25 protein-coding genes and 1 other RNA gene are annotated in these 25658 nt (G+C 46.0%); 9 read left to right on the plus strand and 17 right to left on the minus strand.

Annotated elements, in window-relative coordinates:
* Positions 1–21 precede the first annotated feature (21 nt).
* On the minus strand, positions 22–711 hold the full coding sequence (gene cmk / locus FG11_RS03280) for a (d)CMP kinase (RefSeq protein ID WP_047533107.1): 690 nt from the start codon (positions 709–711) through the stop codon (positions 22–24).
* Positions 712–806: 95 nt separating this feature from the next.
* Here cmk and FG11_RS03285 point away from each other — a divergent pair, with 95 nt between their 5' ends.
* On the plus strand, positions 807–1031 hold the full coding sequence (locus FG11_RS03285) for a DUF2061 domain-containing protein (RefSeq protein ID WP_020181645.1): 225 nt from the start codon (positions 807–809) through the stop codon (positions 1029–1031).
* A gap of 6 nt (positions 1032–1037) precedes the next feature.
* Here FG11_RS03285 and aroA read toward each other — a convergent pair whose 3' ends face one another.
* Positions 1038–2324, minus strand: a complete 1287-nt coding sequence (gene aroA, locus FG11_RS03290) for a 3-phosphoshikimate 1-carboxyvinyltransferase (protein WP_047535700.1) — start codon at positions 2322–2324, stop codon at positions 1038–1040.
* Positions 2325–2355: 31 nt separating this feature from the next.
* Positions 2356–3267 carry a prephenate dehydrogenase gene (locus FG11_RS03295; RefSeq protein ID WP_200884558.1) on the minus strand — a complete coding sequence of 304 codons (912 nt, stop codon included), beginning with the start codon at positions 3265–3267 and terminating at the stop codon, positions 2356–2358.
* Positions 3268–3335: 68 nt separating this feature from the next.
* Here FG11_RS03295 and ssrA point away from each other — a divergent pair.
* Positions 3336–3701, plus strand: a transfer-messenger RNA (tmRNA) gene (ssrA, locus tag FG11_RS13405).
* A gap of 88 nt (positions 3702–3789) precedes the next feature.
* Here ssrA and FG11_RS03300 read toward each other — a convergent pair.
* Complete coding sequence (locus tag FG11_RS03300; RefSeq protein WP_152604038.1) at positions 3790–4290, minus strand: hypothetical protein; 501 nt, start codon at positions 4288–4290, stop codon at positions 3790–3792.
* Positions 4291–4440: 150 nt separating this feature from the next.
* Here FG11_RS03300 and FG11_RS03305 point away from each other — a divergent pair, with 150 nt between their 5' ends.
* Positions 4441–4827: a hypothetical protein gene (locus FG11_RS03305; RefSeq protein ID WP_047533110.1), complete on the plus strand. Its 387-nt coding sequence runs from the start codon at positions 4441–4443 to the stop codon at positions 4825–4827.
* 304 nt (positions 4828–5131) lie between these two features.
* On the opposite strand, the gene FG11_RS03315 is transcribed toward FG11_RS03305, so the two are convergent.
* The gene (locus FG11_RS03315) at positions 5132–5593 is read right to left on the minus strand and encodes a MarR family winged helix-turn-helix transcriptional regulator (RefSeq protein WP_020181648.1); all 462 of its coding nucleotides are present in this window, start codon (positions 5591–5593) and stop codon (positions 5132–5134) included.
* A gap of 414 nt (positions 5594–6007) precedes the next feature.
* Here FG11_RS03315 and FG11_RS03320 point away from each other — a divergent pair, with 414 nt between their 5' ends.
* Positions 6008–8425, plus strand: coding sequence for a putative bifunctional diguanylate cyclase/phosphodiesterase (locus FG11_RS03320; RefSeq protein WP_052184917.1), 2418 nt, complete (start codon positions 6008–6010; stop codon positions 8423–8425).
* A gap of 20 nt (positions 8426–8445) precedes the next feature.
* On the opposite strand, the gene der is transcribed toward FG11_RS03320, so the two are convergent.
* From der to ndk, 12 genes are all read right to left on the minus strand, one after another.
* Entirely contained in the window at positions 8446–9876 is a 1431-nt protein-coding gene (gene der, locus FG11_RS03325) for a ribosome biogenesis GTPase Der (RefSeq protein ID WP_025224039.1), read from the minus strand.
* Positions 9877–9879: 3 nt separating this feature from the next.
* Positions 9880–11025, minus strand: a complete 1146-nt coding sequence (gene bamB, locus FG11_RS03330) for an outer membrane protein assembly factor BamB (RefSeq protein WP_047535722.1) — start codon at positions 11023–11025, stop codon at positions 9880–9882.
* Between the two features lie 91 nt (positions 11026–11116).
* Positions 11117–11743 (minus strand): YfgM family protein, encoded by a 627-nt coding sequence (locus FG11_RS03335; RefSeq protein ID WP_047533117.1) that lies wholly within the window; start codon positions 11741–11743, stop codon positions 11117–11119.
* 43 nt (positions 11744–11786) lie between these two features.
* Positions 11787–12584, minus strand: coding sequence for an ATP-binding cassette domain-containing protein (locus FG11_RS03340; protein ID WP_025224040.1), 798 nt, complete (start codon positions 12582–12584; stop codon positions 11787–11789).
* On the minus strand, positions 12581–13414 hold the full coding sequence (locus FG11_RS03345) for an ABC transporter ATP-binding protein (protein ID WP_020181654.1): 834 nt from the start codon (positions 13412–13414) through the stop codon (positions 12581–12583). Before FG11_RS03345 ends, FG11_RS03340 begins: the two co-directional genes overlap by 4 nt.
* A gap of 14 nt (positions 13415–13428) precedes the next feature.
* Positions 13429–14184, minus strand: a complete 756-nt coding sequence (locus FG11_RS03350; protein WP_025224041.1) for an SIMPL domain-containing protein — start codon at positions 14182–14184, stop codon at positions 13429–13431.
* Positions 14185–14198: 14 nt separating this feature from the next.
* Positions 14199–15464 (minus strand): histidine--tRNA ligase, encoded by a 1266-nt coding sequence (gene hisS, locus FG11_RS03355; protein WP_047533120.1) that lies wholly within the window; start codon positions 15462–15464, stop codon positions 14199–14201.
* A 15-nt stretch (positions 15465–15479) separates the two neighbouring features.
* The gene (gene ispG / locus FG11_RS03360; protein WP_029647370.1) at positions 15480–16757 is read right to left on the minus strand and encodes a flavodoxin-dependent (E)-4-hydroxy-3-methylbut-2-enyl-diphosphate synthase; all 1278 of its coding nucleotides are present in this window, start codon (positions 16755–16757) and stop codon (positions 15480–15482) included.
* A gap of 9 nt (positions 16758–16766) precedes the next feature.
* Positions 16767–17888 (minus strand): helix-turn-helix domain-containing protein, encoded by a 1122-nt coding sequence (locus tag FG11_RS03365; protein WP_047533122.1) that lies wholly within the window; start codon positions 17886–17888, stop codon positions 16767–16769.
* A gap of 20 nt (positions 17889–17908) precedes the next feature.
* Positions 17909–18673: a type IV pilus biogenesis/stability protein PilW gene (gene pilW, locus FG11_RS03370; protein ID WP_025224044.1), complete on the minus strand. Its 765-nt coding sequence runs from the start codon at positions 18671–18673 to the stop codon at positions 17909–17911.
* Positions 18673–19776 (minus strand): 23S rRNA (adenine(2503)-C(2))-methyltransferase RlmN, encoded by a 1104-nt coding sequence (gene rlmN, locus FG11_RS03375; RefSeq protein ID WP_047533124.1) that lies wholly within the window; start codon positions 19774–19776, stop codon positions 18673–18675. Before rlmN ends, pilW begins: the two co-directional genes overlap by 1 nt.
* A gap of 44 nt (positions 19777–19820) precedes the next feature.
* Positions 19821–20225 (minus strand): nucleoside-diphosphate kinase, encoded by a 405-nt coding sequence (ndk, locus tag FG11_RS03380; protein WP_020181661.1) that lies wholly within the window; start codon positions 20223–20225, stop codon positions 19821–19823.
* A gap of 311 nt (positions 20226–20536) precedes the next feature.
* On the opposite strand from ndk, the gene FG11_RS03385 reads away from it, so the two are divergent.
* The 5 genes from FG11_RS03385 to FG11_RS03405 are packed head-to-tail and all read left to right on the plus strand — an operon-like array spanning position 20537 to position 25624.
* On the plus strand, positions 20537–21781 hold the full coding sequence (locus tag FG11_RS03385) for a formylmethanofuran dehydrogenase (RefSeq protein WP_052184918.1): 1245 nt from the start codon (positions 20537–20539) through the stop codon (positions 21779–21781).
* Positions 21778–23442, plus strand: a complete 1665-nt coding sequence (locus FG11_RS03390) for a formylmethanofuran dehydrogenase subunit A (RefSeq protein WP_047533129.1) — start codon at positions 21778–21780, stop codon at positions 23440–23442. The genes FG11_RS03385 and FG11_RS03390 overlap by 4 nt, the downstream gene beginning before the upstream one ends.
* 7 nt (positions 23443–23449) lie before the next feature.
* On the plus strand, positions 23450–24385 hold the full coding sequence (fhcD, locus tag FG11_RS03395) for a formylmethanofuran--tetrahydromethanopterin N-formyltransferase (protein ID WP_047533132.1): 936 nt from the start codon (positions 23450–23452) through the stop codon (positions 24383–24385).
* Complete coding sequence (locus FG11_RS03400; protein ID WP_020181665.1) at positions 24382–25044, plus strand: hypothetical protein; 663 nt, start codon at positions 24382–24384, stop codon at positions 25042–25044. Before fhcD ends, FG11_RS03400 begins: the two co-directional genes overlap by 4 nt.
* 55 nt (positions 25045–25099) lie before the next feature.
* The gene (locus tag FG11_RS03405; protein ID WP_047533134.1) at positions 25100–25624 is read left to right on the plus strand and encodes an HPP family protein; all 525 of its coding nucleotides are present in this window, start codon (positions 25100–25102) and stop codon (positions 25622–25624) included.
* Positions 25625–25658: the final 34 nt, after the last annotated feature.

Genomic DNA, 25658 nt, shown 5'->3' on the forward strand with positions numbered 1-25658 from the left:
AATGACTTAAATGCTTTTTTTCTATATTTTTTTGTAGGAATGCAAGCTTTTTTGGTAGGCATCCAGCACAAAGTCCACTGCTTGCTGAATGCTTCTGTCGGATGTGTCCAATAATAGTGCGTCGGGCATTTGTTTGAGTGGCGCTGCGCTGCGCTGACTATCACGTAAGTCGCGCACTTGCAGGTCTTGCAGAATGGTCTCGTAATCAGCATCCAAGCCGCGGTTGCATAATTGCTGGTAACGTCTTTGTGCGCGAATCTCAACATCGGCAGTTAAGAATATTTTGAGTGCTGCATCCGGAAACACGACAGAAGCCATGTCTCGACCATCCCCCACCAAGCCGGGTGACTGTCTGAACTGTTTTTGTAAATCGAGCAGTGCATGACGTACTGCAGGATGTACTGCGACCTCCGATGCGCCGCGACCCATTTCCTCGCTACGTACTTCAGCCGTGATATTACTGCCATTCAGCATGATATTGCCATGCGAGAATTCAATATTCAGCTGCGTGGTGAGTTTGGCAATGGCTTCTGCATCGCTCCAAACAATGTGCTGTAGCTGACTAGCATAAGCAACAATACGATAAATCGCGCCGGAATCTAAGTAGTGAAACCCGAGTTGCTCAGCAACTAGTTCTGCAACGCTACCTTTACCGGAAGCAGAAGGGCCGTCAATGGCAATCACGGGAATGGTAGGGGTTGTATTATTCATTAATAAAACTTATCAAACTGTTTAAAACTATCAATTGGATTTGTTAAATGCTTGCGTGCATGATGATTACAACAGCTATTTAAGGAGTTGGCATCATGACAAAAACGATTACTTTTGCAATTTTACACTTTACCGTTGCGTTTACGGTGGGTTATTTATTAACGGGTAGTGCAATGGTGGGCGGCTTATTAGCAGTGATCGAGCCCGCGTGTAATACCGTAGTGTTTTATTTCCACGAAAAGGCTTGGAAGAAATTTGAAGAAGCGAATCCGCAAGGTCATGCCAAAGCGGTGAGTTTTGGCTGGTTGCATATACACTAAGATAAGTTAGGATACGAGCTTCTGAAATTCTTCGAAGTAATTGGGGAATGTTTTAGCCACACAATTTGGGTCATTAATGGTGATAGGCACGCCGCCTAAGCTCACCAGTGAAAAACACATCGCCATGCGATGGTCGTCATACGTGTCAATCACAGCATTAGGCGTGAGTTGCACAGGCGGGGTGATTTTAATGTAGTCCGCGCCTTCCTCAACCATTGCCCCCACTTTGCGCAGCTCAGTTGCCATCGCACTAATGCGATCCGTTTCTTTAACACGCCAACTTGCAATGTTTTTTAGCGTGGTCGTGCCCTCGGCAAACAGTGCCAAAATGGCTAAAGTCATGGCCGCATCGGGGATGTGATTGCAGTCTAAATTAATAGAAGTGAGTTTTGATGTTGGTGAACTCACTTCTATCCAATTGTCACCCCAGCTAACCATTGCACCCATCTTGCTAATTGCTTCGGTAAATTTGATATCGCCTTGAATGCTATCTTTGGTGATGCCAAAAACACGAATAGGCCCTAGTCCAATAGTGCCAGCAGCGAAAAAGTAAGATGCTGATGAGGCGTCACCTTCCACAAAAAACTGACCTGGGCTTTGATATTGACTATTGGCAGGAATGGTAAAGCGCTGCCAACCATCGCGTTGTACTTGCACACCAAATTTGGCCATCAAATTCAGCGTAATCTCAATATAAGGCTTAGAGATCAACTCGCCGACCACTTCAATGGTGGCTTGTTGTTGCGTGAGAGGAAGTGCCATGAGCAGTGCTGTTAAAAACTGGCTGGAAACATCGCCACGGATTTGAATGGGTTTACTAACATCCAATTGTGCAGGTGCGATATTCAATGGAGGAAAACCGCTATTCGCTTCATAAGCGATATTCGCACCGGCTTGACGTAAGGCATCCACCAAATCGCCAATCGGGCGCTCGTGCATGCGTGGTACGCCATGCAAATGATATTCGCCGTGAGATAAAGCAAGCGCAGCCGTGAGTGGCCTAAATGCAGTACCGGCATTACCTAAAAATAAATCCGCTTGCTTGTTGGGGAAGTTGCCAGCACAGCCAGTGACTTCCCAATCACAATCACCGCATTTTTTCAGTGTTACACCCAGAGTTTGTAATGCTTCTAACATGCGGCTGGTATCATCGGAAATCAGTAAATCACGGATCAGCGTGGTGCCTTTGGATAAAGCAGCCAGCAACAACGTACGGTTAGAAATACTTTTGGAGCCGGGCAGCTTAATCTCGCCATTTGCATGTTGAGAAGCGGGTAAGTGAAGTTGTTCCATGGTGTCTACTAATTCAAATTGAATGATGTGGCTATTGTTTGCCTTTTGCCCATTGATTTCTGGCATGGCTGGCGCGTTCAAACAAAGCTTCTAAGCCAGTGCTATCACTGTTGATGAGCAATTGCTTCACTGTCGCAAGCTCTTGCTCAAAAGCAGTGATTTCATTTAACAGCGCTTGTTTATTGGCTAAACTAATGTCTCGCCACATTTCAGGGTGGCTACCTGCAATACGCGTAAAGTCTCTAAAACCGCTGGCGGCAAAGCTAAATAATTGAGCAGCATTGGGTCGGGAGGCAATATCATCTACCAGCGCAAATGCTAGCAAGTGGGGAAGGTGACTGACTGCGGCAAAAATGGCATCGTGCTGTTCCGCGCTCATGGTGGATACATTCGCACCACAGGTACGCCATAACTCAGTGACTGCAGTAATTGCAATGGCATCAGTATCAGCACTAGGGGTAATGACTACATTTTTGCCCATAAATAAATCAGCCATGGCAGCAGCGGCACCACTTTTCTCTGCACCAGCAATGGGATGGCCACCAACAAATTGTTTGCACTGATCACCTAACACCGCGTTAGCATTGGCAAGCACATCGTTCTTTGTACTACCTGCATCTGTTATCACGGTATGGTTAGATAAAAATGGCTGAATGCTTTTAAGTATTTGCGTAGTTTGTGCCACTGGTGCAGCGAGTATAATCATGTCTGCATCACGCACGGCGGCTTGAATATCGGACTCTGCGGCATCAATCATGCCTAGGTTTAATGCCTCATCCAAGCTATTACGTGTGCGGCCAACGCCCACAATATGCGTATCAACACCTGCCTTTTTTAAAGCAAGTGCAACCGAGCCACCAATGAGGCCAACACCAACAATAACCAGCTTTTTCACAGAGATATCTTGCACAAACAGAATAAAGCCGAAATTGTAACATGCCATGCGTTTGGCTCGGCATGGTCAACTTAAGTGATTGCAACTGCGTTATAGCGTATAATGTGATTTGCTTTGGGGCTGACCAGGTTTCGACGTGGGTTGCAAAGCAGTGCAGGGCATACCGAGGATTCAGGTTACCTCGTAAATCCATCTGAAAAAAGTATAGTCGCAAACGACGAAACTTACGCTTTAGCCGCTTAATACCGGCTGAACGCTGCACCGAAGAGCTTCTCGGTCGGGCTAGGTAACTAGCAGCAGCGTCATAAAGAGAAGATCGTGGTGTATTGGGTTACTTAATACATCATTAAACCTAAGGTAACTCGCTTTACTCTTGCTTGCTCGTTGGTGAGTGTACGGTTAAATTAAACAACACAGCTAAGTATGTAGAACTGTCTGTGGAGGGCTTGCGGACGCGGGTTCGATTCCCGCCTGCTCCACCAATAAACAAAAATGGCTATCGTTACGGTAGCCATTTTTGTTTGTGGATTAGGCTAGGAATAAACCGCAGCGTCAGCTAGGGAATTTGCATTAGCTGACAATTTTGGATTCACGATCTAATTTAAATGTTGCCTCTACTGCTCTAATTGCCGCATATGTAAAAATGAGTGACAAAATAATATTATTTCCACCCCCAAGATCATGACCCATCTTATTTAAGGTAGTTAAAACCAATCCAACCAATGAAAGAATAAGCATACAAATAGCAGCTACTCGACTTTGTTTGTAAGCGACGAAGTATCCACCTACAGCTAGAAGCACGGCATCGATTAGCATAAATGGCGCGAACAACAATGCGACAGCACCCTGAATTATTGCTAAAACAAAAAAACCTTGACCACAATCTTTCGCCATTTTCTCAGCATCTTCTCTATTGACAATACTAGAGAATAATCCGGTTTTTTTGTAAGCTGTTTTAGATTTCGAAGTGCCCTTCAAAGATTCAGATGCACTTTCTAATAAAGAGCTACTACAGTTATTGCAACGCAGAGCAGTATATTCATTGATGTGACCGCATACTTTACATGTCATCTTGCCCTCAGCATGTTAACGTTTAATTGAGTTCCACCTTCATAATCAATAATTATGCATAATTATTTGGTAGTATTGCAACACAACTTGGTGCCTGATTTTGCGAATATTTTTTGATATGTGGTTATAAAAAGAAAGTGGGAAAAGTAATTGAATAAATTATTTATAGTATTTAGTCTGCTTGTATTAATTGGATGCGCCACAACAGATTCTTTGCAGCCAGGCAAGGTTGGTAGCACTAAACTCACCATTACTGGCAAAACATATGATGAGGTTTGGAAGGCAGCTGTTAAGGCAATGGGTAATAATCTGACCATCGTTGAGAAATCAAAAGAGAGTGGTTATATTAAATCAGAAAAAGGTGCTGGTATATCTACGTGGGGAGAGGTTGTAGGCGTATTTATATCACCAGCCAACAAGCCTGCGGATAAGTACACTGTTGAAGTTCAAAGGCTAAAACGCCACCGATTGCAAGTAACTGGTCAGGACTGGACGCAATCAATAGTTACTGCTATTGAAACTGATTTAGACCAATAAGGAGATTGGTATGATTCCAGCGCTGTCATTGATAATTGCTATGTATGTCATAACTAGATACATTGAGATGATATGCAATGAGCAGTCGAAAACTATCACCAAAATATTGGCAAGCATTTTCATATTAGTAACGGCTGTTTGTATTATTAATATTTATACTGCTGGTAGCTCAGTTCCGAATCTTGGTCAGTAAGCTCTAATCCAAGTCTTGCAATTCACATTTTCTGCCCACATATGTAGAGAGCGATCGAATCCGTGTCCGAAAAAATAGCCCGCAATTGCGGGCTATTTGCTTAATTATTTTTTAAGCAGCTTTCGCAGAGTCCGATTCTGCTTCTGCACTCATCACACGCGTCAGTTCGTGTAGTGATTTTTTAAGTTGGTCAAACGCTTCATTGCTTAAACCGGTTTTACAAGCAACGCCTTTTTGGATTTCTGCGACTTCGTCTTGTAATGCGTAGCCTTTTTCTGTGAGTTTGATTTCTACCACGCGCTCGTCTGATTTATTGCGTAATCTTTGCAAAATACCAGCGGTTTCTAGTCTTTTTAATATGGGCGTTAGACTGGCGGAATCTAGGTCTAATTTTTGCGCAATAGCGCTAACGCTCATGGTGTCGTACTCCCAAAGTACCAGCAAAACTAAGTATTGGGTATAGGTGAGTCCTTTTTCGTCCAGTGCCGCTCGGTAAGCGCGCGTAAGTGCATGGGTTGCTGAATACAGGGCAAAACATAGTTGACTATCTAGTTTTAGGTTGATGTGTTTCATTGTGGCCAAAAGTGAATAGGGATAAGTGTAAATATTACACTTTATCTTTATTCAATAGTTTAGATTTTTATATGCATGTCTAAAATTTACACTTAAGCGTATGAAAAAATACATATTTATTGAAATGTATGCTTTGCTATTTTAAATAGTCTCCAGTTTGTAAGTCTATTGGCAGTTTAATTGGCGCAAATTCTGCGCAGGTAAGCACGATGCTAAGCCTGCCAACCCATGTATATCGGTGTTGTGTTGGCTGTTTGACATACACATGCATGTCATGAACATTGTTAATGCATTAAATTTTAGTGTGTTTTTTGTTGCCAAATAAGGTTTACTAAAATACGATTACATTGAACTCCATGTACTACCTGTTTGGCATATAAAAAATATCAATAATGTTGCAATGTACCGAAGGGGATGAAAATTAGTGAGTTAAGCAAAAATTTACTCAAGATTATTTGGCCATTCATCATCATCATTTCCCTAATGCTTGTGATTGTGCGGTTCAGTCTATATACACAATCCTCGGTTAGAGCATATGTCACTGGGGAAAGCGAGTGGTCAAAAGGGCAGAAGGATGCCGTTTTTTATCTGAATCGCTATGTTGAATCAAAATCTGCATTTGATTATGACTTGTATACCTATGCGATTGCCGTGCCACTGGGCGATCATCTGGCCAGAATCTCGTTAAACCAATCTCCTCCCGATACTGAAGCAGCCAAAACCGGGTTTCTGCAAGGCAAAAACCATCCGGAAGATATCGGCGGCCTGATCAAGCTCTATGTGCATTTACACGATACGTTGTTGATGCGTGAGCCTGTGGAGTTATGGAAAAAAGGCGATGTCATCATTCTGAAAATCCAGAAACTAGCAGAAGCGCTTAAACAGACTGTCGATAGCACTCCCCAAAATACAAAAGCGATTAAATTGCTAATTGATGAGATTAATCGCTTAAATATTGAACTCACTCCGATTGAAGAGGATTTTTCCAATGCGCTGGGTGAGATTTCTAGGCAAATCAATACCTGGTTTTATGTGATGTCGCTCATATTCACGGCTATTTTAGTGGCGATAGGCGTGACGCTCTCACGCCGGATGGTGCAGTTCAATTTGATGGCCACCGAGAAAATCAAAAACAGCGAGCTCAGATTCAAAGCGTTATTAGGCTCTTCGATGGATGCTGTGATTGAAATTAACGCAGAGAGTGAGATTAGCCATTGGAGCGCGCAAGCGGAGCAGATTTTTGGCTATCTAGAATATGAGGCCATTGGTGAAAAGCTGCATTTATTAATCATTCCTGCAGAACATATTGAGGCTCATTTGATGGGTATGCGTCGCTTTTTAAAAACAGGTGATGGCCCGGTGCTCAATAAGCGCATTGAAGTAACTGCAAAACGCAAGTCTAAAGAAGAGTTTCCGGCAGAGCTGGTGGTTTCTGCCTATGCTTTAAATGGCAAACATATGTTCTGCGCCTATATTCGAGACATTACTGAACAGAAAAAATACGCAGAGAAGCTACGCACCATTGCGCATTTCGATTCTGTTACTGGCTTGCCTAATCGCTTATTGTTCCAAGATTGTCTAGATGGACAAATCAAACTGTGCGATCAGTCTAATTTGCCGTTATCGGTGATGTTTATCGACATCGATAACTTTAAAGATATCAATGACACTTTAGGGCATCAAACTGGGGATTATCTGTTGAAAGAAGTCTCTAAAAGAATGCTCGGTTGCTTGCGCAAGGCTGATTTTCTGGCTAGGTTCGGCGGTGATGAGTTTGTATTGATTGTGAATCAGTTTAATGCCGATGATGATGTGGATGATGTGGCCGAACGTTTGATTGAAGCCCTTAAAGTGCCGTTCCAGATCCAAAATGAAATGGTGTATGTGACGATTAGCATAGGGATCTCATCGTACCCGACAGACTCACACTCTTATCATGAATTGGTCAAAAATGCCGACCAGGCGATGTACATGGTCAAGAAATCTGGTCGCAACGGCTACGCCCATTTCAATACTGCGATGGAAGAGTCCGTGGTGCTTAAACGTCAATTGACCAGTGATATTCGCTTAGCATTGCAAGATAATCAGTTTGAAATTTATTATCAACCGATTGTCGATTTGCAAACCAGCCAGATTCTTAAATGCGAGGCATTATTGCGCTGGAATCACCCATCCAAAGGCATGATTCAGCCAGGTGTGTTTATTGGTATTGCAGAAGACACTGGTTTGATCGTCGAGATTGGGGATATGGTGTTTCAGCGAGCGTTAGCTGCAGTGCTGGGCTGGCGTAAAACGGTGCATCCGGATTTCCAAGTCAGCATCAATGTATCGCCGGTGCAACTGCATCAAGCAGGGGGCAACAACTGGTGTTACAAGCTTAAAAATGCACTTTCTTTAACTGATGCACTAGTGATTGAAATTACTGAAGGGGTGTTGGTGAATGCCAATGAGGTCGTCAGTAAAGCATTATTGGAGTACCGCGATGCCGGTATTCAGGTGGCGTTGGATGACTTTGGTACAGGGTATTCTTCGCTTTCTTATCTGACCAAGTTTGATATTGACTACATCAAAATTGACAAGTCGTTTTTGGTGGACTTAAGTGAAGCTTCAGAGAATTATGCGTTGTGCGAAGCGATGATAGTGATGGCGCATAAACTGGGTTTGGCCGTAGTGGCAGAAGGGGTGGAAACACCAGAGCAATTGGCGCTGCTTAAACAAATTGGCTGCGATTACGCGCAAGGCTATTTATTTGCGCGACCCATTCCGGAGCTTGATGTAGAGTCATTCTTGATTCAATTTAATACGCGCAAATTAGAAGTGGTGAATACTTAGATTCTGATTCTGGTACGGGTTTAACGCTTTTTATCTTCAGCATCTTTCTTTGCTTTTAATTCGGCGCGTTGTGCTGTTTTTCTGCGGCGCATACTCACAATACCTTCACCAGATTTACGTTTGTCCGGCTCTGCAAATGGGTTTTCACCTTGATTAAACTGCACACGTAATGGCGTTCCGGTCAGTTGAAACGTTTTGCGGAAAACGCCTTCCAAAAAGCGTTTATAGCTATCTTTAATCCCATCCACGTGGTTACCGTGAATCACCACAATGGGTGGGTTCATACCGCCTTGGTGTGCGTAGCGTAACTTGGGGCGAATACCACGGGTAATCGGTGGTTGGTGTTGCGCAATCGCATCGGTAAGTACGCGGGTGAGTTGTGGAGTAGGGAGCTTGGCCATGGCCGCTTTAAATGCGCCATCCACAGAAGTTAGGAGTTCCGGCAGGCCTTTTTTGCGTAATGCCGAGATGTAATGGAATTTGGCGAAATCTAAAAATATAAGTTTGCGGTCAATTTCGCGTTTAATCCAATCGCGTTCGTCGTCTTTAAGGCCATCCCACTTATTGATAGCGACCACTAAGGCACGGCCAGCATCCAGAATATAGGCGGCAACGTGCGCATCTTGCTCGGTAATGCCTTCTTGTGCATCAACCACTAAAATGGCCACGTTGGCATCTTCAATGGCTTGCATGGTTTTCACAACAGAGAATTTTTCAATGGCTTCAAACACGCGGCCGCGTTTGCGTACGCCGGCGGTATCAATAATGGAATAACGCTTACCGTCTTTTTCCATCTCAATTTCAATGGAGTCACGCGTGGTGCCTGGCTCATCAAATGCAATGACGCGGTCTTCACCCAGCAAGGCGTTGACTAAGGTAGATTTACCAACATTAGGTCTGCCCACAATAGCAATGCGGGGGATTTTGTCTGCGTGTTTATCTTCGTCGAAGGCTGGTTCAGGAAAATGCTCAAGTGCCAGTTCAACAATATCTTTGACGCCTTCACCATGTGCTGATGAAATGGAGAGCGGGTCACCTAAACCTAGTTCGTGAAAGTCTGCCGCAACTACGGCTTTATTCATGCCCTCGGTCTTGTTTACCGCTAACAGTACAGGCCGCTGCGCTTTGCGCAATTTATCGGCAATGATGAACTCTTGTGGCGTTAAGCCTGCACGACCATCAACTAGGAAAATAATGACATCAGCTTCATCAATGGCGAGCAAGGTTTGCTTGGCCATTTCTTTCAAAATGCCGCTTTCTGCAGTTGGTTCAAAACCACCGGTATCAATCACCAAGTAGGGTTTGCTTGCACCGATGCCGCGACCATAGTGCCTGTCGCGCGTCAAGCCGGGCAAGTCTGCCACCAAGGCATCACGGCTTTTGGTCATGCGGTTGAATAGGGTGGATTTGCCAACGTTAGGTCGGCCAACTAAAACAATGGTAGGTAGCATAAATTATTTCACCGTGATGGCATACAGGCCACCACCACGCGTTTCTGCAAGGAGTTGAGAGGTGCTATTGCCTGCAGCGAGTGACATCACAGCATTGTCGTCAATTTTAATGCGCCCGACGAAGTTGCCTTCATCGCGACTTAAGAAGTGAATGTAACCTTCTAGATCGCCTACGGCAATAAATGCGCCCATTGACAAGGGTTTGGTGAGTCTGCGATTAGACAAATTGCCTTGACGCCAGAATGTACGGCCATTTTCGTAATCGAGTGAGTAAACAGAACCTAATGTGTGGCTGACAAACAGTTTGCCATCTTCAGCCGTGAGACCGTTATAGCTGGAAATATCACGGTTCCATAATACTTGTCCATTTTTGCGATCAATCGCGGCAATTCTGCCTTGGTAAGCCACGGCAAATAAAAGCGGGCCATCCACAAATGGCAGGCTAGTAATGTCGGCAATACGTTCAATTTCTGTGACGCCTTTGGGTTGTGCCACTGTGGCTTCCCAAATCAATTTTCCATTGTCTGCACGAATGGCGGCTAATTTACCGCCTGCATAACCAGCGTAGACAGCGCCACCGTCGACGATAATCCCTACACTGCTTCTGAGTGTGAGGGCTGGCGCGGTACGTTCATACACCCACTTGCGGCTGCCATCGGCTGCATCAATGCCGTAAATACGATTGTCCCCGGTTCTAACGATCACTTTGCCATCAAAGTAACGGGGCACACTTAAAATTTCGCTGCTTAATTTAGAGTTCCATAACGGTTTACCGGTGACATCCAGTGCGTATACATGGCCTTTGTTGGTGCCTACCAGTACTAAACCGCCACCCGTGCCCACACCGCCGCTAATGGTTTCACCGATATTGGTTTTCCATAGTTGCTGGCCTTTTGTGGCATCCAGTTTGATGACATCGCCTTCCACGTTGGTACCGTAGACAAATCCGGTTTCTAGCGCTGGCGTATAGTCGTAACGTGCGGTATCACCCAGCGAAAATTTCCAATCCACTTTTGCTGTATAAGACGCTTTAATGTCCTCTAACTCAGCGGGTGGGTTAGGGGGTTCCTCACCAAACAGTTTATCTGCCATGTCTGCACGAAACTCGGTCAGCGCACTACAGGCAGTCAATGAAACCATCAGCAGCATAATGCCGACTTTGATGAGGTGATGGGTGTATAGACGGTGCAAACTAAATTTCCTAAAGACGATTATTCAATGGACGATACAATACAATGACCTAGCTGCCCAATGACTCAAGTTTTTGCTTGGTTAATTGAAACAACCTGCCTTGTGTATCTAAGTTTTTTAATGCGACTTCGAAGGCTTGTTTGGCATCTTGTGTTTTGCCTTCTGCCAGTAAAACATCACCTAACATATTGTCTTTGAGCCCTGCATAGCCTGGGTCTTTGATGTCACTCAGTACTTTTTTAGCTTCGGCATACTCTTTATTTTCAAAATGAATACCTGCTAATTGCAGCCCTGCAATGGCTTGTACGCTACTTTCTTTTGCATGTGCGATGGCCCAAGTTAATTGCTCGCTAGCGCCTTTTGCATCGTTAGCTGCGTACTGCGCTTTTGCAGCAAACACAGCGGCGCGTCCAGCGTAAGGCGTTACACTGTATTCTGATTTAAGTTGGTTGACCTGGGTTTTAATCTCTTCTAGCTTAGTAGGTTCCGTAGTGAGCATGGTTTGATAGAGATTAGATGCCCCTGTGGCCTTGCTTTGAATCCAGTAATGGTAACCTTGCCAGCCTGCGTAAGCCAACACCACTAGTAACGCAATGCTACTGACTAACTTGCCGTTTTTGTTCCACCACGCTTTAAATTCATCTAACTGTTCTTGCTCTTCTAAATCATACGCCATGTTAATTGCCCTGGTTTCATTATCTTTGGTTAATTATCTTAGTTTAAGCGGCCTTGCGACCTGGAATTGCCTGTAACAACTGCTGTGTATAAGGCTGCTGAGGAGATGTGTAAATATCTTCTACTGCGCCTTGTTCTACAATTTTGCCTTTGTGCATCACGACAATGTCATTTGCAATATGCCGGACCACGCGTAAATCGTGGCTGATAAAAATATAGCTTAATCCCATTTCTGCTTGCAACGATTTGAGCAGCAGTAAGATTTGTGCCTGCACCGAAACATCTAGTGCAGAAACGGGTTCATCACAAATCACCACTTTAGGTTGCAACACCAGTGCTCTTGCAATGCCAATGCGTTGTCTTTGCCCACCAGAAAATTGATGCGGATATTTCGTTGCATCTGCTGCTGTTAGCCCAACACGTTCAAGCATTTGATGCACTAGTGCAATGCGTGACGCCGTTGAACCCACTCCATGAATCAGCAATCCCTCGCCAACAATCTCACCTACGCGCATACGTGGGTTGAGCGAAGCGAACGGATCTTGAAACACCATTTGCAAATGTTTGCGCACACCGCGCAAATCTTCTTTATGAAGTTGGGCTAAATGCTGCCCTTGGAATATTACATCGCCACTGTCAAACGGTTGCAATTGTAACAGACAACGTGCCAAAGTGGATTTTCCACTACCGGATTCACCGACCACGGCGAGGGTAGTGCCTTGTTTTAGTTGGATACTGACATCATCCAACGCTTTGATGTGTGTAGTGTTGAAGCCAAAACGGCCACTGCGCTGGGTATACGTTTTATTGAGGTTTAAGGCCTCTAATATGATGTCACTCATGCGGTCGCCTCTTGACTGAGCCATGCATAATCAATGGGTTTAAGCGTCTTCAGGCCTTCGGCATCGGGAACGCAAGCCAGTAGCGCTTTGGTGTAAGGGTGTTGCGGGTGGTTTAACACCTGATCGCGCGTGCCTGTCTCTACAATTTCACCACGGAACATCACAATCACATCATCGGCAATGTCTGCCACCACACCAAAATCATGGGTGATAAATAACATCGCCATATTCATGCGTGTTTTAAGCGCATCCAATAATTTCAATACTTGAGCTTGTACTGTCACATCTAGCGCTGTGGTGGGTTCATCGGCAATCAATAGGGCGGGTTCGCAAGCAATGCTCATGGCAATCATCACGCGTTGACGTTGACCACCGGATAACTCATCCGGATAACTGTCGGCTCGGCTGGCAGGTATACCCACTTGTTCGAGTAGTTCGGCGACTCGCGATTTAAGTGCTTGGCCTTTTAATCTTAAATGTGCGGTCAATGGCTCACCAATTTGATAGCCCACGGTCAGCACTGGGTTAAGTGAGGTCATAGGCTCTTGAAAAATCATGCCGATTTTTGCGCCACGGATGGTTTGCATGGCCTTGTCATCAAGCTGTGTGATGTCTTGGCCTTGAAAAACCACATTGCCACTGGCTTGTAGCTGCTTAGAGAGTAAGCCCATGATAGTGAGGGCTGTAAGACTTTTGCCACTGCCGGATTCACCGACGATACAAGTGGTTTTGCCAGTAGATAAGGAAAAGTTCGCTTGGTTGACCAATAGGCGTGACGTATCGTTTTTGGGTGTCACGTTTAATTGGCTAATACGCAGAATTTCACTCATGGCTAGTCATTTGGCTATTCAATATTGTAAACAATGGTCACCACAACGCGCGCGGTTTTATCAATTGTCGATTTGTCGTAGACCCCGCCATAGCTGTTGTCGCTATCATCCGCGCCACCTACGGGCAAAATGTAAAACGCACCCTGACTGGCGGATTTCATGACGCCTACTTTCACGCCATCTTGCTTCACAAATTCTGTGGCGCGTGAGCGTGCATTTTTGGTGGCATCTGCAATTAAAGACATTTTAATCGCTTCCAAGTTGCTGACCAGATAACTAGGTGCTTGCGCATTCACTGGATGATTGTCTGCTTTTAATTGCAAGAAAGCCTTATTGGCTGCGGTGATTTTTGTTAAATCTTTGGTATTGATGCGTATGTTTTGGTAGGCATCAAACCCTTTTTGCACTTGGCGCGGCACATCTTTAATAAAGACCTCTTCGTAATGCGGGCCAATGGTTTCCACATCGATGGTCCAAGTGTCCTGTGTCAGACCTTGTTTATCTAAAAAGGCTTGTACCACTTTTAATTCATCGGCCAGTGCAGTGAGCGCATTGGCTTGGGTGTCGCTCGCAACGCCAATGGTAATCGTCCATTCTGCGCTATCGGCTTTAATAGGCTTTTCTGCTAACCCTTTGACGGTAATAGATTGTTGACCAGACACGGCGCGCTTAGCTTGTACGCCCAAAATAAAGGCAGCGCTTGCCATCCCAATGGCAAGTAGCAAGCCAAGGACAGTCATTGCTTTAAACAAATTTTTATGTTCGGTCATGATGCTCCAATCAACTAGCTAATCAATTCGCGTACTTCGTTTAGTTTACAACGTTTTTGCTCACCTGCATTGAGTAGTGGCTTAATCGAAATTTCGCCGGCTAAGGCTTCGTCATCACCAAGAATAGCTGCGAAGCGTGCGCCGCTTCGGTCGGCTTTTTTCATTTGCGATTTAAAGCTACCGCCGCCTGCATGTAACACCACACGTAAACCATCGTTACGTAATTGTTCTGCCATTAAAAATGCGTGTTTTTCAGCATGTTCTCCCACATTCACTAAGTAAATGTCTGGTGCATTACTTGCGGTCACGCCATATTCCTGCATCAATAAAAACACACGTTCTAAGCCAATGCCAAAGCCGCAAGCAGGGGTGGGCTGCCCACCCAGTCGCTCCACTAACGTATCGTAACGTCCACCACCGGCAATGGTGCCTTGCGCACCAAGCTTGGTGGTGACCCACTCAAATACGGTGCGGTTGTAGTAGTCCAAACCACGTACTAAGCGGTGGTTTACAGTGTAGGCTATACCGGCTTGTGTCAGTAGTTGGCAAAGGCGCTCAAAGTGTTGTTTAGAGGCTTCACCCAAGCAATCCATCAGCTTGGGCGCTGCTTCACATATGGCTTGCATGCGCGGATTTTTGGTATCTAAAATACGTAGTGGATTCGTATGTAAGCGGCGCTTGGCATCTTCATCTAATAAATCTGTATGCTGTTCAAAATATTGAATCAATGTTTGACGATAGGCGGCACGTTCACTTGCATCGCCTATGCTGTTGATTTGTAAGGCTACATCTTGAATGCCTAATGCATTCCATAGTCTGGCCAGCAGAATGATTTGTTCTGCATCCACATCCGGGCCATCAAAGCCAAAGGCTTCTACACCAATTTGATGGAATTGGCGTTGGCGGCCTTTCTGCACGTTTTCGTGTCTGAACATCGGCCCCATATACCATAAGCGTTGCGGCCCATTGTAGGTCAAGCTGTGCTCGACCACGGCGCGCACGCAACCAGCGGTACCTTCTGGGCGCAAGGTCAGCTTGTCGCCATTCAGCGCGTCTTCCCATGCATACATTTCTTTTTCAACAATGTCGGTGTGTTCACCCACGCTGCGCACAAATAGCTCGGTAGGCTCTACTAGTGGCATGCGGATATTGTTGTAACCATAGCTGGCGAGTACTTGGCGTGCGGTATCTTCCAATTTAAACCAGAGAGGCGTGGACTCAGGAAGGATATCGTAAAAGCCTTTGATGGACTGGAATTTGGAGGTGGGAGAGGTGCTCATTGCTTAAACTTAGGCTTAAATTGCTTGAATCGGAATGGTTTTAGGGGGTAGGGTGGTGCGTAACTTTCCACCTTCTACATAATTTTTCTGTACGTAGTCTTCGACAATCGCTTGGAATTCTTGTGCGATATGGTCGCCTTTAAGGGTGACGGTTTTTTCACCGTCGACAAATACTGGCGCAACGGGGACTTCGCCAGTACCGGGCAAGCTAATACCGATATTGGCCAGTTTTGATTCACCAGGGCCATTAACTACGCAGCCCATCACGGCGACGCTCATATTTTCTACACCTGGATATGCGGCACGCCATACCGGCATTTGCGTGCGCAGGTAGCTCTGAATTTGCATGGCTAGTTCTTGAAAGTAGGTACTGGTCGTGCGTCCACAACCCGGACAAGCAGTGACCAAGGGTGTGAAGGAACGGATGCCCATGGTTTGCAGAATCTCCTGCGCAACGACTACTTCTTTTGTGCGTGATTCATTAGGCTCTGGTGTGAGTGAGACACGAATCGTATCGCCAATACCTGCCTGTAACAGCAACGCCAAAGCTGCGGTAGAAGCCACAATGCCTTTGGAGCCCATGCCAGCTTCGGTTAAGCCTAAATGCAGCGGGTAATCGCAGCGCTGGGCTAAATCGGTATAGACTTTCACTAAATCTTGTACATTGCTGACCTTGCAAGAAATAATGATTTGATTGGGATCTAAGCCAATATCTACCGCCTGCTGTGCGCTCTCCAACGCAGATTGAATCAGTGCTTCCTGCATCAGAGCATCGGCAGAGAGTGGAGAAGTAGATTGGCTGTTTTCATCCATCATACGTGCCATTTTGGCTTGGTCTAAGCTGCCCCAGTTAACCCCAATGCGTACCGCTTTTTTATATTGAATCGCCGCTTCAATCATGGCGGCAAATTGCTCATCACGCTTACTGCCTTTGCCCACATTGCCTGGGTTGATACGATATTTGGCCAAGGCTTGCGCGCAATCCGGATAAGCTTGTAATAACTTGTGGCCGTTATAGTGAAAATCGCCCACCAGTGGCACGTTACAGCCTAGCGCATCTACGCCACGACGGATATTGCTCACTTGTGCAGCAGCTTCGGGCGAGTTCACGGTAATGCGCACTACCTCAGAACCGGCTTGCCATAGTTCGTATACTTGTTGAATGGTGGAGGCTGCATCGGCAGTGTCAGTATTGGTCATGCTTTGCACAACCACACTGGCTGGTATGCTCCCGTTTAGGCCACCGCCCACTGGGACGTGACCAACCATTACTTGTCGAGTGTTTCTACGCATCATCACACCTTAATTCACTTTGATGCGGGCGACTCTATCTCTAGTGTGTGCCAATAAATCTAGTGCTTGGCCATTCATGGAGATAGAAGTGCCATGCGCGTTGCCTACCGTAATGCTAAGGGGAGGGGCAATATTAACGCTATCTGATGTGCCTGCAGCCAGCACTTTGCTGTAGATTTGCTTGCCACTGGCATCCACTATATTTACCCAGGTTTCTTCTGTGGCATCAATGACCAGTTGTGCACTTTTAGCTGTGTTTTGGACAGGCTCTTTCGGTGGAATAGGTTCGATAGGTGGTGGGGTGGCTGTTGTCACATTTGGCTTAGGCTGGAGTGCATTGGCTGCTGCGGTTGCAGCGTTATTGCTAGTGCTCGCATTGTTTGTCGTAGGGATTACTCTTGTATTGGCCGCTTGTGGTCCCTGTTGGGTTGCCAATTCAGTGGCAGTGGGCAGTGTTAAATTATTGCTACTGGTAGCATCTGTGGCAGGTGCTGGTAACTCAATCGGTGTGGTGTTGTCTTGCCGCTCTGCAGCGGGCAACGCAAATTCTACGCCGCCATCAACAGGCGCTGCTGGCGTAGATTCGGCACCTGGTTTTGCAGCTGAAATCGCAATCTCGGATATCACGTTTGGTTTAATTACTTGCGTGTAGTAATAGAATAGACCAGCGATTAATGCAAAGCACAGCAGTAAGCCAATGAACGACTTGAAAGAAAAGCTAGCGCGATGCTCACCAATGACAGAACGGTGCTCTGGCGGTTTGACAGCGAAAGATTGTGGTGAAATATCTGGTACTAATGCGCTATAAGCCGCCACTATAGGCGCAGCATCTATTTTAAGCGCTTTAGCATAGTTGCGAATAAAGCCACGCACAATCGACGGCTGGGGCAACTTATCATAGCGATCGGCTTCAAGCGCTTCGACTTGATTGACGCCTAAACGTAATTGGCTGGCAATATCCTGTACGCTTAGTTTTTGTTTTTCACGGGCAGCCCTCAGCGCACCTCCACAAGCGGAAGGCAAGGCCTCTTGTATGAGAGGGGCTGGCGATTCGATCTCAACAGTCGCCGCTTGCGTTGGTTCAGTAGTCTCAACCACTTGTTCAGGTTTACTTTGTGCTTTTCGCGCCATGGTAAATGATCCGGAGTGTACTAATGTTGTGAATTTAACAGCAATTGTGTTTCGGCTGAGTTGGGGTATTGTTTTCTGAGCTGAATCGCATAGCTAGCCTCATTGTCTTTATCACCCAACACACGTTCAATCTTAATGCCTAACCACAGTACTTCTGCACTCGGTGCAGCAATCAACGTGTTTTGCAAGGTTGCTTTAGCTGCCTTTATATCGCCACGATTGAATTGCAAGTTGGCAAGATGGTAGGCAGCTGGGTGTAACAAAGGTTGCAATTGCAAGGCTGCGGTTAAGTAACGTTCGGCATTGATATAGTCTTTTTTACGAATGGAACAAATCCCAGCGTTGGCATAAGCGAGATGCGGTGTTTCGTACAAAGGGTTTTTAACGGCGCTTAAAAAGTGATTGATAGACTCATCATAACGGTTTGTTTTGCATAAAAAGTTACCATAATTATTGTGCGATTCTGAACTGTTTGGTTTAAGTTGCAATGCTTTCTGAAAAGCAGCGTCAGCTTTGGCATTTTCACCCAATGTCCCGTAAACCAGTCCAAGCCCGTTGTAGGCAAGGGCGTAGTCTGGGTCGTTACGCAGTGCAATATTGAATTCTTCTAAGGCAATCTCAAATTTGCTTTCTTGTAAGTAGGCAGCACCTAGCTCGGTGTGCGCACGCGCTTGATTGGTGAGCGCAGAATCGGTGTTATAGGGGTTGGTGGATTGTTGTGATACACAGGCACTGAGCACTACAGCCAGCATGGCCGCTACAAATCTACCCAACATCCATTGCATTAAGACACCGCCTGTACAGAAATATGTTTCAAACTACGTTTGGTTTTATCTAGGACTTTGCCAGCCAATTGACCGCATGCAGCGTCAATATCGTCACCACGGGTTTTGCGAACGGTCACGACATAGCCAGCGCTCATTAAAATATCACGAAACACGCGAATATGACTAGGTTTTGACGTTTCATAGCCGCTATTGGGGAATGGGTTAAACGGAATCAGGTTAAATTTACATGGGACATTTTTAACGATATCCAGTAATTGGTGTGCATGTTCCACCGTATCGTTCACACCGTCTAGCATCACATATTCAAAGGTGACGAAATCGCGCGGGGCTTTGACTAAATAGCGCTCACATGCAGCCATCAGGTCTTTAATTGGGTATTTTTTGTTAATCGGGACAATCACATCACGCAGTGCATCATTTGGTGCATGCAGTGATACAGCCAATGCAACCGGGCAGTCTTCCTTTAATCTGTCCATCGCAGGCACCATACCACTGGTAGAGAGTGTGACGCGACGGCGACTCAAGCCGTAAGCGCTGTCGTCCAGCATGATTTGCATGGCAGTCACCACGTTGTCGTAGTTGGCCAAAGGCTCACCCATGCCCATCATCACCACATTGGAGATAATCCGGTCATTGAGCGGTAGCATGTCGTAGCCATCTGCTTGGCGTAAAGATTTATTCGCAATCCACAGCTGGCCAATAATTTCGGACACGCTTAAATTGCGGTTAAACCCTTGTCGACCCGTACTACAAAATGTGCACTCCAGTGCGCAGCCTACCTGGCTGGAAACACACAGTGTGCCTCGGTCATCTTCCGGAATAAACACAGTTTCAATACTATTGGCAGTATCTGTACCAATCAGCCACTTGCGTGTGCCGTCATCTGAAATTTGCTCTAGTTGCACATCAGGCAACTTCATTTCAGTTTCCGTCATTAATTTTTCACGCAGCACTTTAGCGATATCCGTCATTTGATTGATATCGGTCACGCCAAAATGATGCATCCAGCGCATCATTTGCTTGGCACGAAAAGGCTTCTCGCCGATACTCACGAAGTAATCGGCGAGTTGAGGTTGATTGAAATTCAGTAAATTAATCAACGTTTAACCTTTTCAAGTACAGTTTGCAAAGTACAGTTTGGAGATTAACCAAAGAAGTATTTGATCTCGATAGCTGCATTCTCAGCAGAATCTGAACCATGTACTGCGTTAGCATCAATGCTTTCAGCAAAGTCAGCACGAATCGTACCTGCAGCAGCTTCTTTCGGGTTGGTTGCGCCCATCAGTTCACGGTTTTTCAACACAGCGTTTTCGCCTTCTAATGCTTGAATCATCACTGGGCCAGAGATCATAAAATCGACTAACGCTTTGAAGAAAGGACGCTCTTTATGCACAGCGTAAAAGCCTTCTGCTTCTGCTTGTGTTAATTGTGCCATTTTTGCAGCAACAATTTTTAAGCCCGCGTTTTCAAAACGTGTGTAAATTTGACCAATGACGTTTTTAGCTACTGCGTCTGGTTTGATAATGCTGAGGGTGCGTTCTACTGCCATGGAAACTCCAAATAAAATTTACAAAATTAAAGAATTAAAATAACTACTTACAAAGACCGACACCTTACCATTTTTAGTGGTTTTAATAAACCAAAAGTTGCGATTTTATACGCTATTAATATCGTTGCCGCCAGCTGCAACTAGCATCAAAAGCGGGAATAGCGCATGATTTGTTATGTTGATAACGCAATATGCCGCTATTCAACACGTTATGATGCTTAGGTGGTGAAATTGTTTCGTGTATTGATGTGATTGGTCATGCGATGATTCACTTATATTGAACTCATTATAAATATGGCAGAATAGTATTCATGCAAACTTCAACGACAAAGACAGTCAATGCAACTTGCCCCGCTTGTGGGTTGCTGTGTGATGATGTGACGGTAAGCTGGCAGGGCCCGGACGCCAAGCTAGATGTGACCGTGAAGTCAGGCAAACCCTGTGGTAAAACCGTGGCATTCTTTTCACGCCCGCTCAATGCAGCAACGCCGATGATTGCTGGAAAACCGGTGAGCTTGGTAGAAGCGATTGCGCATGCCGGAAAATTGGTACAGCAAGCGCAGATGCCTTTGGTGGCTGGACTCAGTACGGATTTGGCTGGTTTTAGAGCGGCTTATCAGTTTGCGCACCCTGCGCAATCTAACAGGCCGCAGGCCAATATGATGCACATGAATGTGCATAGCTCACTACGTAATACCAAGGTGCTGCAATCTACCGGATGGCAGACCACAACGTTAACCGAAGTAAAAAATCGCGCAGATATGATTGTCTGTATCGGTACTGATGTGGTGCACCACAATCCACGGTTTTTCGAGCGTGCCGTGTGGACCGACGAAGCCATGTTTACAGATGCTAGCGCACGCAAAGTGGTGTATTTGGGTGGCGATGATTTGAATACCGCACCGGGTGTGAGCCCTAAGGGTGAATTACCCACCGTGTTGCCTTGTGCAACCATAGATTTACCTGAGGTCACGGCTGCTTTACGTGCGCTGTTGCAAGGCAAAGTGCTCAAGGTAGATGCCATCGCTGGTGTGAAGGTAAGCGCGTTAACACAACTGGTCGAGCAACTTAAACAAGCGAAATATGCCGTACTGATTTGGGTAGCCAAAGATCTGGATTTTCCACATGCAGAACTCACCATACAAAATATTACAGAGAGCGTTGTCATTTTGAATCAGCAGTCGCGCGCCATGGGCTTGGGGTTGGGTGGTAGCGATGGCGATACCACTGTGAATTATGCACACACTTGGTTAGATGGCTTGACTTTAGGTGAGCAGGACGTGGATGCGCACGATTTGATTGTGTGGATCAATAGTTTTAGCCCAGATAAGCCGATGCCAAACGTGAGTCAGCCGGTAGTTGCGTTTGGGCACCCTGATACGCAATTTACAACGCCGCCGGAAGTGTTTATTCCAGTAGCCACGCCTGGACTAGATGCTGCGGGCACTCTGTTTAGAGTGGATTCCTCTGTGGTGTTGCCACTGAAAAAAGTACGTGAAAGTACGTTGCCAACGTTGGCCGAAGTGTTATTAAAACTGGAGGCGCAACTGGCATGATTACTCTACTTAAAAACGCCAAAGTCATTGATCCAGCACATGGCAAAGATGGTGTGCGTGAAGATATTTATATCCGCGATGGCCGCATTATTGCCAAACCAAGTGACACGGAAAAATTACAGCAAACGATTGATTTGAACGGCAAGATCGTCATGGCGGGTGCGATTGATATGCACAGCCATATCGGCGGCGGCAAAGTGAATATCGCCCGCATGATGTTGCCGGAATATCAGGAAACCAAGCGCTATACCGAGCCTGAGGCGCACATCTGTACGCCAAGCTGTACGCATCATGCTACGCCGAGCACCACCGATACTGGTATGCACTATATCGAAATGGGCTATACCGCTGCGTTTGAACCAGCGATTTTAGCGGTCAATGCCCGTCAAGCGCATTTGGAGATGGGCGATACGCCCATGATCGACAAAGGCGGCTACGCCATGCTGGGCAACGACGATTATTTTTTGCGTTTGCTAGCAGGTAAAGCCGACCAAAAAGCGATTAACGATTATGTGGCTTGGACACTGCATGCCACACAAACCATTGGTATTAAAGTAGTGAATCCAGGTGGTATTTCTGCATTCAAGTTTAATCAACGCCGTTTGAATTTAGACGAAAACAATGTGCATTACCAAGTGACTCCGCGCCAAATTTTACAAAGTTTGAGTCGCGCAGTGCATGAGCTGGGTATTGCAAAACCATTGCATGTGCATTGCAATAACTTAGGCGCGGCGGGTAACTTTCAAACCACGTTAGATACGATGGGTGCCAGCGATGGCATTCCGATGCATCTCACGCATATCCAATTCCATAGTTACGGCACAGAAGGCGACAAGAAGTTTTCATCGGCCGCTGCACAAATAGCACAAGCGCTTAACGCCAACAAGCATATCAGCGCAGACGTAGGCCAAATTCTATTTGGTCAAACTGTCACTGCTTCTGGCGACAATATGATGCAGCACCTCAATGCCAAAATCGCCAATCCTAAAAAATCGGTGATTATGGACATTGAATGCGATGCAGGTTGCGGTGTCGTGCCGTTTAAATATCGCGACCAAAATTACGTGAATGCGTTGCAATGGGCGATTGGCTTGGAAATTTTCTTAAGTGTAGAAGACCCATGGCGTGTTTTCTTAACCACAGACCATCCTAACGGTGCGCCATTTACAAGCTATCCGCATTTAATTCGTTTATTGATGGATAAAAGCTTTAGGAACGATGCATTTGCCAAGTTGAACCTAGACGCACAAGCCATGAGCAACCTGACCAGCCTGAATCGCGAGTACAGTTTGTATGAAATTGCGACCATGACACGTGCAGCAGCTGCCAAATTGATTGGTTTACATGACCGTGGTCATTTGGGTGTTGGCGCCGCTGCAGACATTACGGTGTATACAGACCAAGCAGACAAAGAAGCGATGTTCAGTAAACCGGATTACGTGTTTAAAGATGGTGAGCTGGTGGTAAGAGACGGCAAGGTAGTCAAAGTGGTGTGGGGTAAAACACATACGACCAAACCTGCGTTTGATGTGGGTGTGGAAAAAGGATTAAAAGACTATTTTGATAAGTATCACACCATGCAGTTAGACAACTTTAAGATTAGTAACGATGAGATTGCACAAGATGGGCGTAATCAAGTCATTAACCATATGCCAACGTGAGTAAATAATGATACTAAACGGCGTACAAATAGACGATACCTTTGCCGAAGCTTTTAATATGCGCGGCACGCGGATTATCATCACTGCACTAAATCTCAAATGGGCTTATCACGCAGCGAATGCGATGACTGGTTTTGCGACCAGCGTGATCGGCTGTGGCGTAGAGGCTGGAATTGAACGCGAATTGACTGCTGATGAAACACCAGACGGACGTCCAGGGGTGAGCATTTTGATGTTTGCCATGGGGAGCAAGGTGCTGATGCAACAATTGGAAACCCGCATGGGACAATGTATTCTCACCTGTCCAACGGCAGCCGCGTTTTCGGGCATCGCCTCGGAAGACCAAATTAGTCTAGGTAAACATTTGCGTTATTTTGGCGATGGTAATCAAGTGTCTAAATTGATTCCAGATGCTAACGGAGTAAATCAACGTTACTGGCGCATTCCGGTGATGGATGGCGAGTTTTTAACGCAAGAAACCACCGGTATGGTGCGCGCGATTGGCGGCGGTAACTTTTTGGTATTGGGCCAAAGTCAGCCACAAGTATTAGCAGCATGCGAAGCAGCGATTGAGGCCATGAAAAAAGTGCCTAATGTGATCATGCCGTTTCCTGGAGGTGTGGTGCGTTCGGGTTCCAAAGTGGGGAGTAAATACCCCAAAATGTTTGCCAGCACCAACGATGCATTTTGCCCAACCTTAAAAGGTGTGGTCAACACGGAGTTAGATATGGACATTGAAAGCGTGATGGAAATCGTGATTGATGGCCTGACGTTTGAGGACATCGCCTTGTCCATGAAAGTTGGTATTGAAGCGGCTTGCAGTCTAGGCAGCGAAGCTGGTATCAAACGTATCTCTGCCGGTAATTATGGCGGTAAATTAGGGCAGCATCATTTTAAATTACATCCAATCTTGCAAGGAAATCTATCGGGGGCGACAGCATGAGCGCATTGATATTCACGCTAAAACCAACGGTTACCACTCAGGTGGATTGTCGAGCGCTGATACCGGACACGCTAGCAGGTAAAACACTGACCGATATCAAAGCGATGCGCTTGCAGCAACAGCTCACCGTAGCAGATGTGTTTGATGTGGCTGGCGAAGACACTACACATCTCATATTCAAACAAGCAAGCCCATTGATGCACCATGTTGGCTATCAAATGAAAATAGGCCAAATTATTATTGAAGGCAATGTCGGTGATTTTGTGGGTGCAGCCATGCAAGGTGGCGTACTCATTTGCAAAGGCAATGTAGGCGAACGGGCAGGTGATACGATGCGTAGAGGCATGTTGCTGATTGAAGGCGATGCGGGTGCGTATTGTGCATCGAGTATGAAAGCCGGTACTTTAGGTGTGTTAGGCAAAACAGGTGCACGGCTAGGCTTTGGCATGAAGCGAGGCACGTTATTATTAGCACAGGCACCGACATTGCACGCTACATGGTTGGATTGTGGCTGGCATACATTACCATTCTTGAATATTTTGTATCAGTCATTTAAAACACTGGATTCACGCTTTGCTGCATTGACACAAATGCGTGTACAGCGCTGGGTAGGGGACGTATCTGGACTAGGGAAGGCTGAGATTCTAGTACTGGCCTAATGGGGTTGTTACCTCATTTTTAAAAAAAGATAAGAATTCATCAAGAGGAGTCGTCATGAGCTTATTAGAAAAGTTGCAAGGTGAGCGTGCTGCGTTGCCCGCTGCGTTCTCGGCCAAAGCGGTGGGGCTTGCTTGGTTAGGCGCGTTTATTGCGATTGCGGTTGTTGCAATCTTGACGCAGCGCTTGGAGCATATGCTGATACTTGGCTCCTTTGGCGCTTCTTGCGTGATTTTATTTGCATATCCCGATGCACCGTTTGCGCAACCGCGCAACACAGTCGGCGGGCATTTCTTGAGTTCATTGGTTGGGTTGACAGTAGTTTCTTTGCTTGGGGTGACTTGGTGGGCGTTGGCAATCGCCGTAGCCACGGCGGTCGCACTCATGATGGTGACACGCACCGTACATCCGCCGGCTGGATCTAATCCGGTGATTGTTTGGTTGTTGGCCGCTTCTCATGGTGGCTTAGGTTGGGATTTTCTGTTGTTTCCAACATTGTTTGGCGCCATTGCAATTACCATTGTTGCCCTCATTTATAACAATGTCACCCGTGAAGGCCGGTACCCAAAATACTGGTTTTAATACGCGATTAGAACGGGTGGTGTTAAAATCCCCT

Source organism: Methylotenera sp. N17 (genome assembly GCF_000799155.1).
Classification (GTDB): Bacteria; Pseudomonadota; Gammaproteobacteria; order Burkholderiales; family Methylophilaceae; genus Methylophilus.

What these genes read in the sequence shown, in the direction of transcription:
- FG11_RS03335 (WP_047533117.1), bottom strand. Translation starts at nt 11,743, where the DNA reads ATGGCGTATGATTTAGAAGAGCAAGAACAGTTAGATGAATTTAAAGCG.
- FG11_RS03300 (WP_152604038.1), bottom strand. Translation starts at nt 4,290, where the DNA reads ATGACATGTAAAGTATGCGGTCACATCAATGAATATACTGCTCTGCGT.
- FG11_RS03365 (WP_047533122.1), bottom strand. Translation starts at nt 17,888, where the DNA reads ATGGCGCGAAAAGCACAAAGTAAACCTGAACAAGTGGTTGAGACTACT.
- FG11_RS03390 (WP_047533129.1), top strand. Translation starts at nt 21,778, where the DNA reads ATGATTACTCTACTTAAAAACGCCAAAGTCATTGATCCAGCACATGGC.
- aroA (WP_047535700.1), bottom strand. Translation starts at nt 2,324, where the DNA reads ATGGAACAACTTCACTTACCCGCTTCTCAACATGCAAATGGCGAGATT.
- ispG (WP_029647370.1), bottom strand. Translation starts at nt 16,757, where the DNA reads ATGCGTAGAAACACTCGACAAGTAATGGTTGGTCACGTCCCAGTGGGC.
- FG11_RS03320 (WP_052184917.1), top strand. Translation starts at nt 6,008, where the DNA reads ATGAAAATTAGTGAGTTAAGCAAAAATTTACTCAAGATTATTTGGCCA.
- FG11_RS03345 (WP_020181654.1), bottom strand. Translation starts at nt 13,414, where the DNA reads ATGAGTGAAATTCTGCGTATTAGCCAATTAAACGTGACACCCAAAAAC.
- cmk (WP_047533107.1), bottom strand. Translation starts at nt 711, where the DNA reads ATGAATAATACAACCCCTACCATTCCCGTGATTGCCATTGACGGCCCT.
- pilW (WP_025224044.1), bottom strand. Translation starts at nt 18,673, where the DNA reads ATGCAATGGATGTTGGGTAGATTTGTAGCGGCCATGCTGGCTGTAGTG.
- FG11_RS03295 (WP_200884558.1), bottom strand. Translation starts at nt 3,267, where the DNA reads ATGGCATGTTACAATTTCGGCTTTATTCTGTTTGTGCAAGATATCTCT.
- der (WP_025224039.1), bottom strand. Translation starts at nt 9,876, where the DNA reads ATGCTACCTACCATTGTTTTAGTTGGCCGACCTAACGTTGGCAAATCC.
- FG11_RS03385 (WP_052184918.1), top strand. Translation starts at nt 20,537, where the DNA reads ATGCAAACTTCAACGACAAAGACAGTCAATGCAACTTGCCCCGCTTGT.
- FG11_RS03315 (WP_020181648.1), bottom strand. Translation starts at nt 5,593, where the DNA reads ATGAAACACATCAACCTAAAACTAGATAGTCAACTATGTTTTGCCCTG.
- bamB (WP_047535722.1), bottom strand. Translation starts at nt 11,025, where the DNA reads ATGCTGCTGATGGTTTCATTGACTGCCTGTAGTGCGCTGACCGAGTTT.
- ndk (WP_020181661.1), bottom strand. Translation starts at nt 20,225, where the DNA reads ATGGCAGTAGAACGCACCCTCAGCATTATCAAACCAGACGCAGTAGCT.
- FG11_RS03405 (WP_047533134.1), top strand. Translation starts at nt 25,100, where the DNA reads ATGAGCTTATTAGAAAAGTTGCAAGGTGAGCGTGCTGCGTTGCCCGCT.
- FG11_RS03350 (WP_025224041.1), bottom strand. Translation starts at nt 14,184, where the DNA reads ATGACCGAACATAAAAATTTGTTTAAAGCAATGACTGTCCTTGGCTTG.
- fhcD (WP_047533132.1), top strand. Translation starts at nt 23,450, where the DNA reads ATGATACTAAACGGCGTACAAATAGACGATACCTTTGCCGAAGCTTTT.
- FG11_RS03285 (WP_020181645.1), top strand. Translation starts at nt 807, where the DNA reads ATGACAAAAACGATTACTTTTGCAATTTTACACTTTACCGTTGCGTTT.
- FG11_RS03400 (WP_020181665.1), top strand. Translation starts at nt 24,382, where the DNA reads ATGAGCGCATTGATATTCACGCTAAAACCAACGGTTACCACTCAGGTG.
- hisS (WP_047533120.1), bottom strand. Translation starts at nt 15,464, where the DNA reads ATGAGCACCTCTCCCACCTCCAAATTCCAGTCCATCAAAGGCTTTTAC.
- FG11_RS03340 (WP_025224040.1), bottom strand. Translation starts at nt 12,584, where the DNA reads ATGAGTGACATCATATTAGAGGCCTTAAACCTCAATAAAACGTATACC.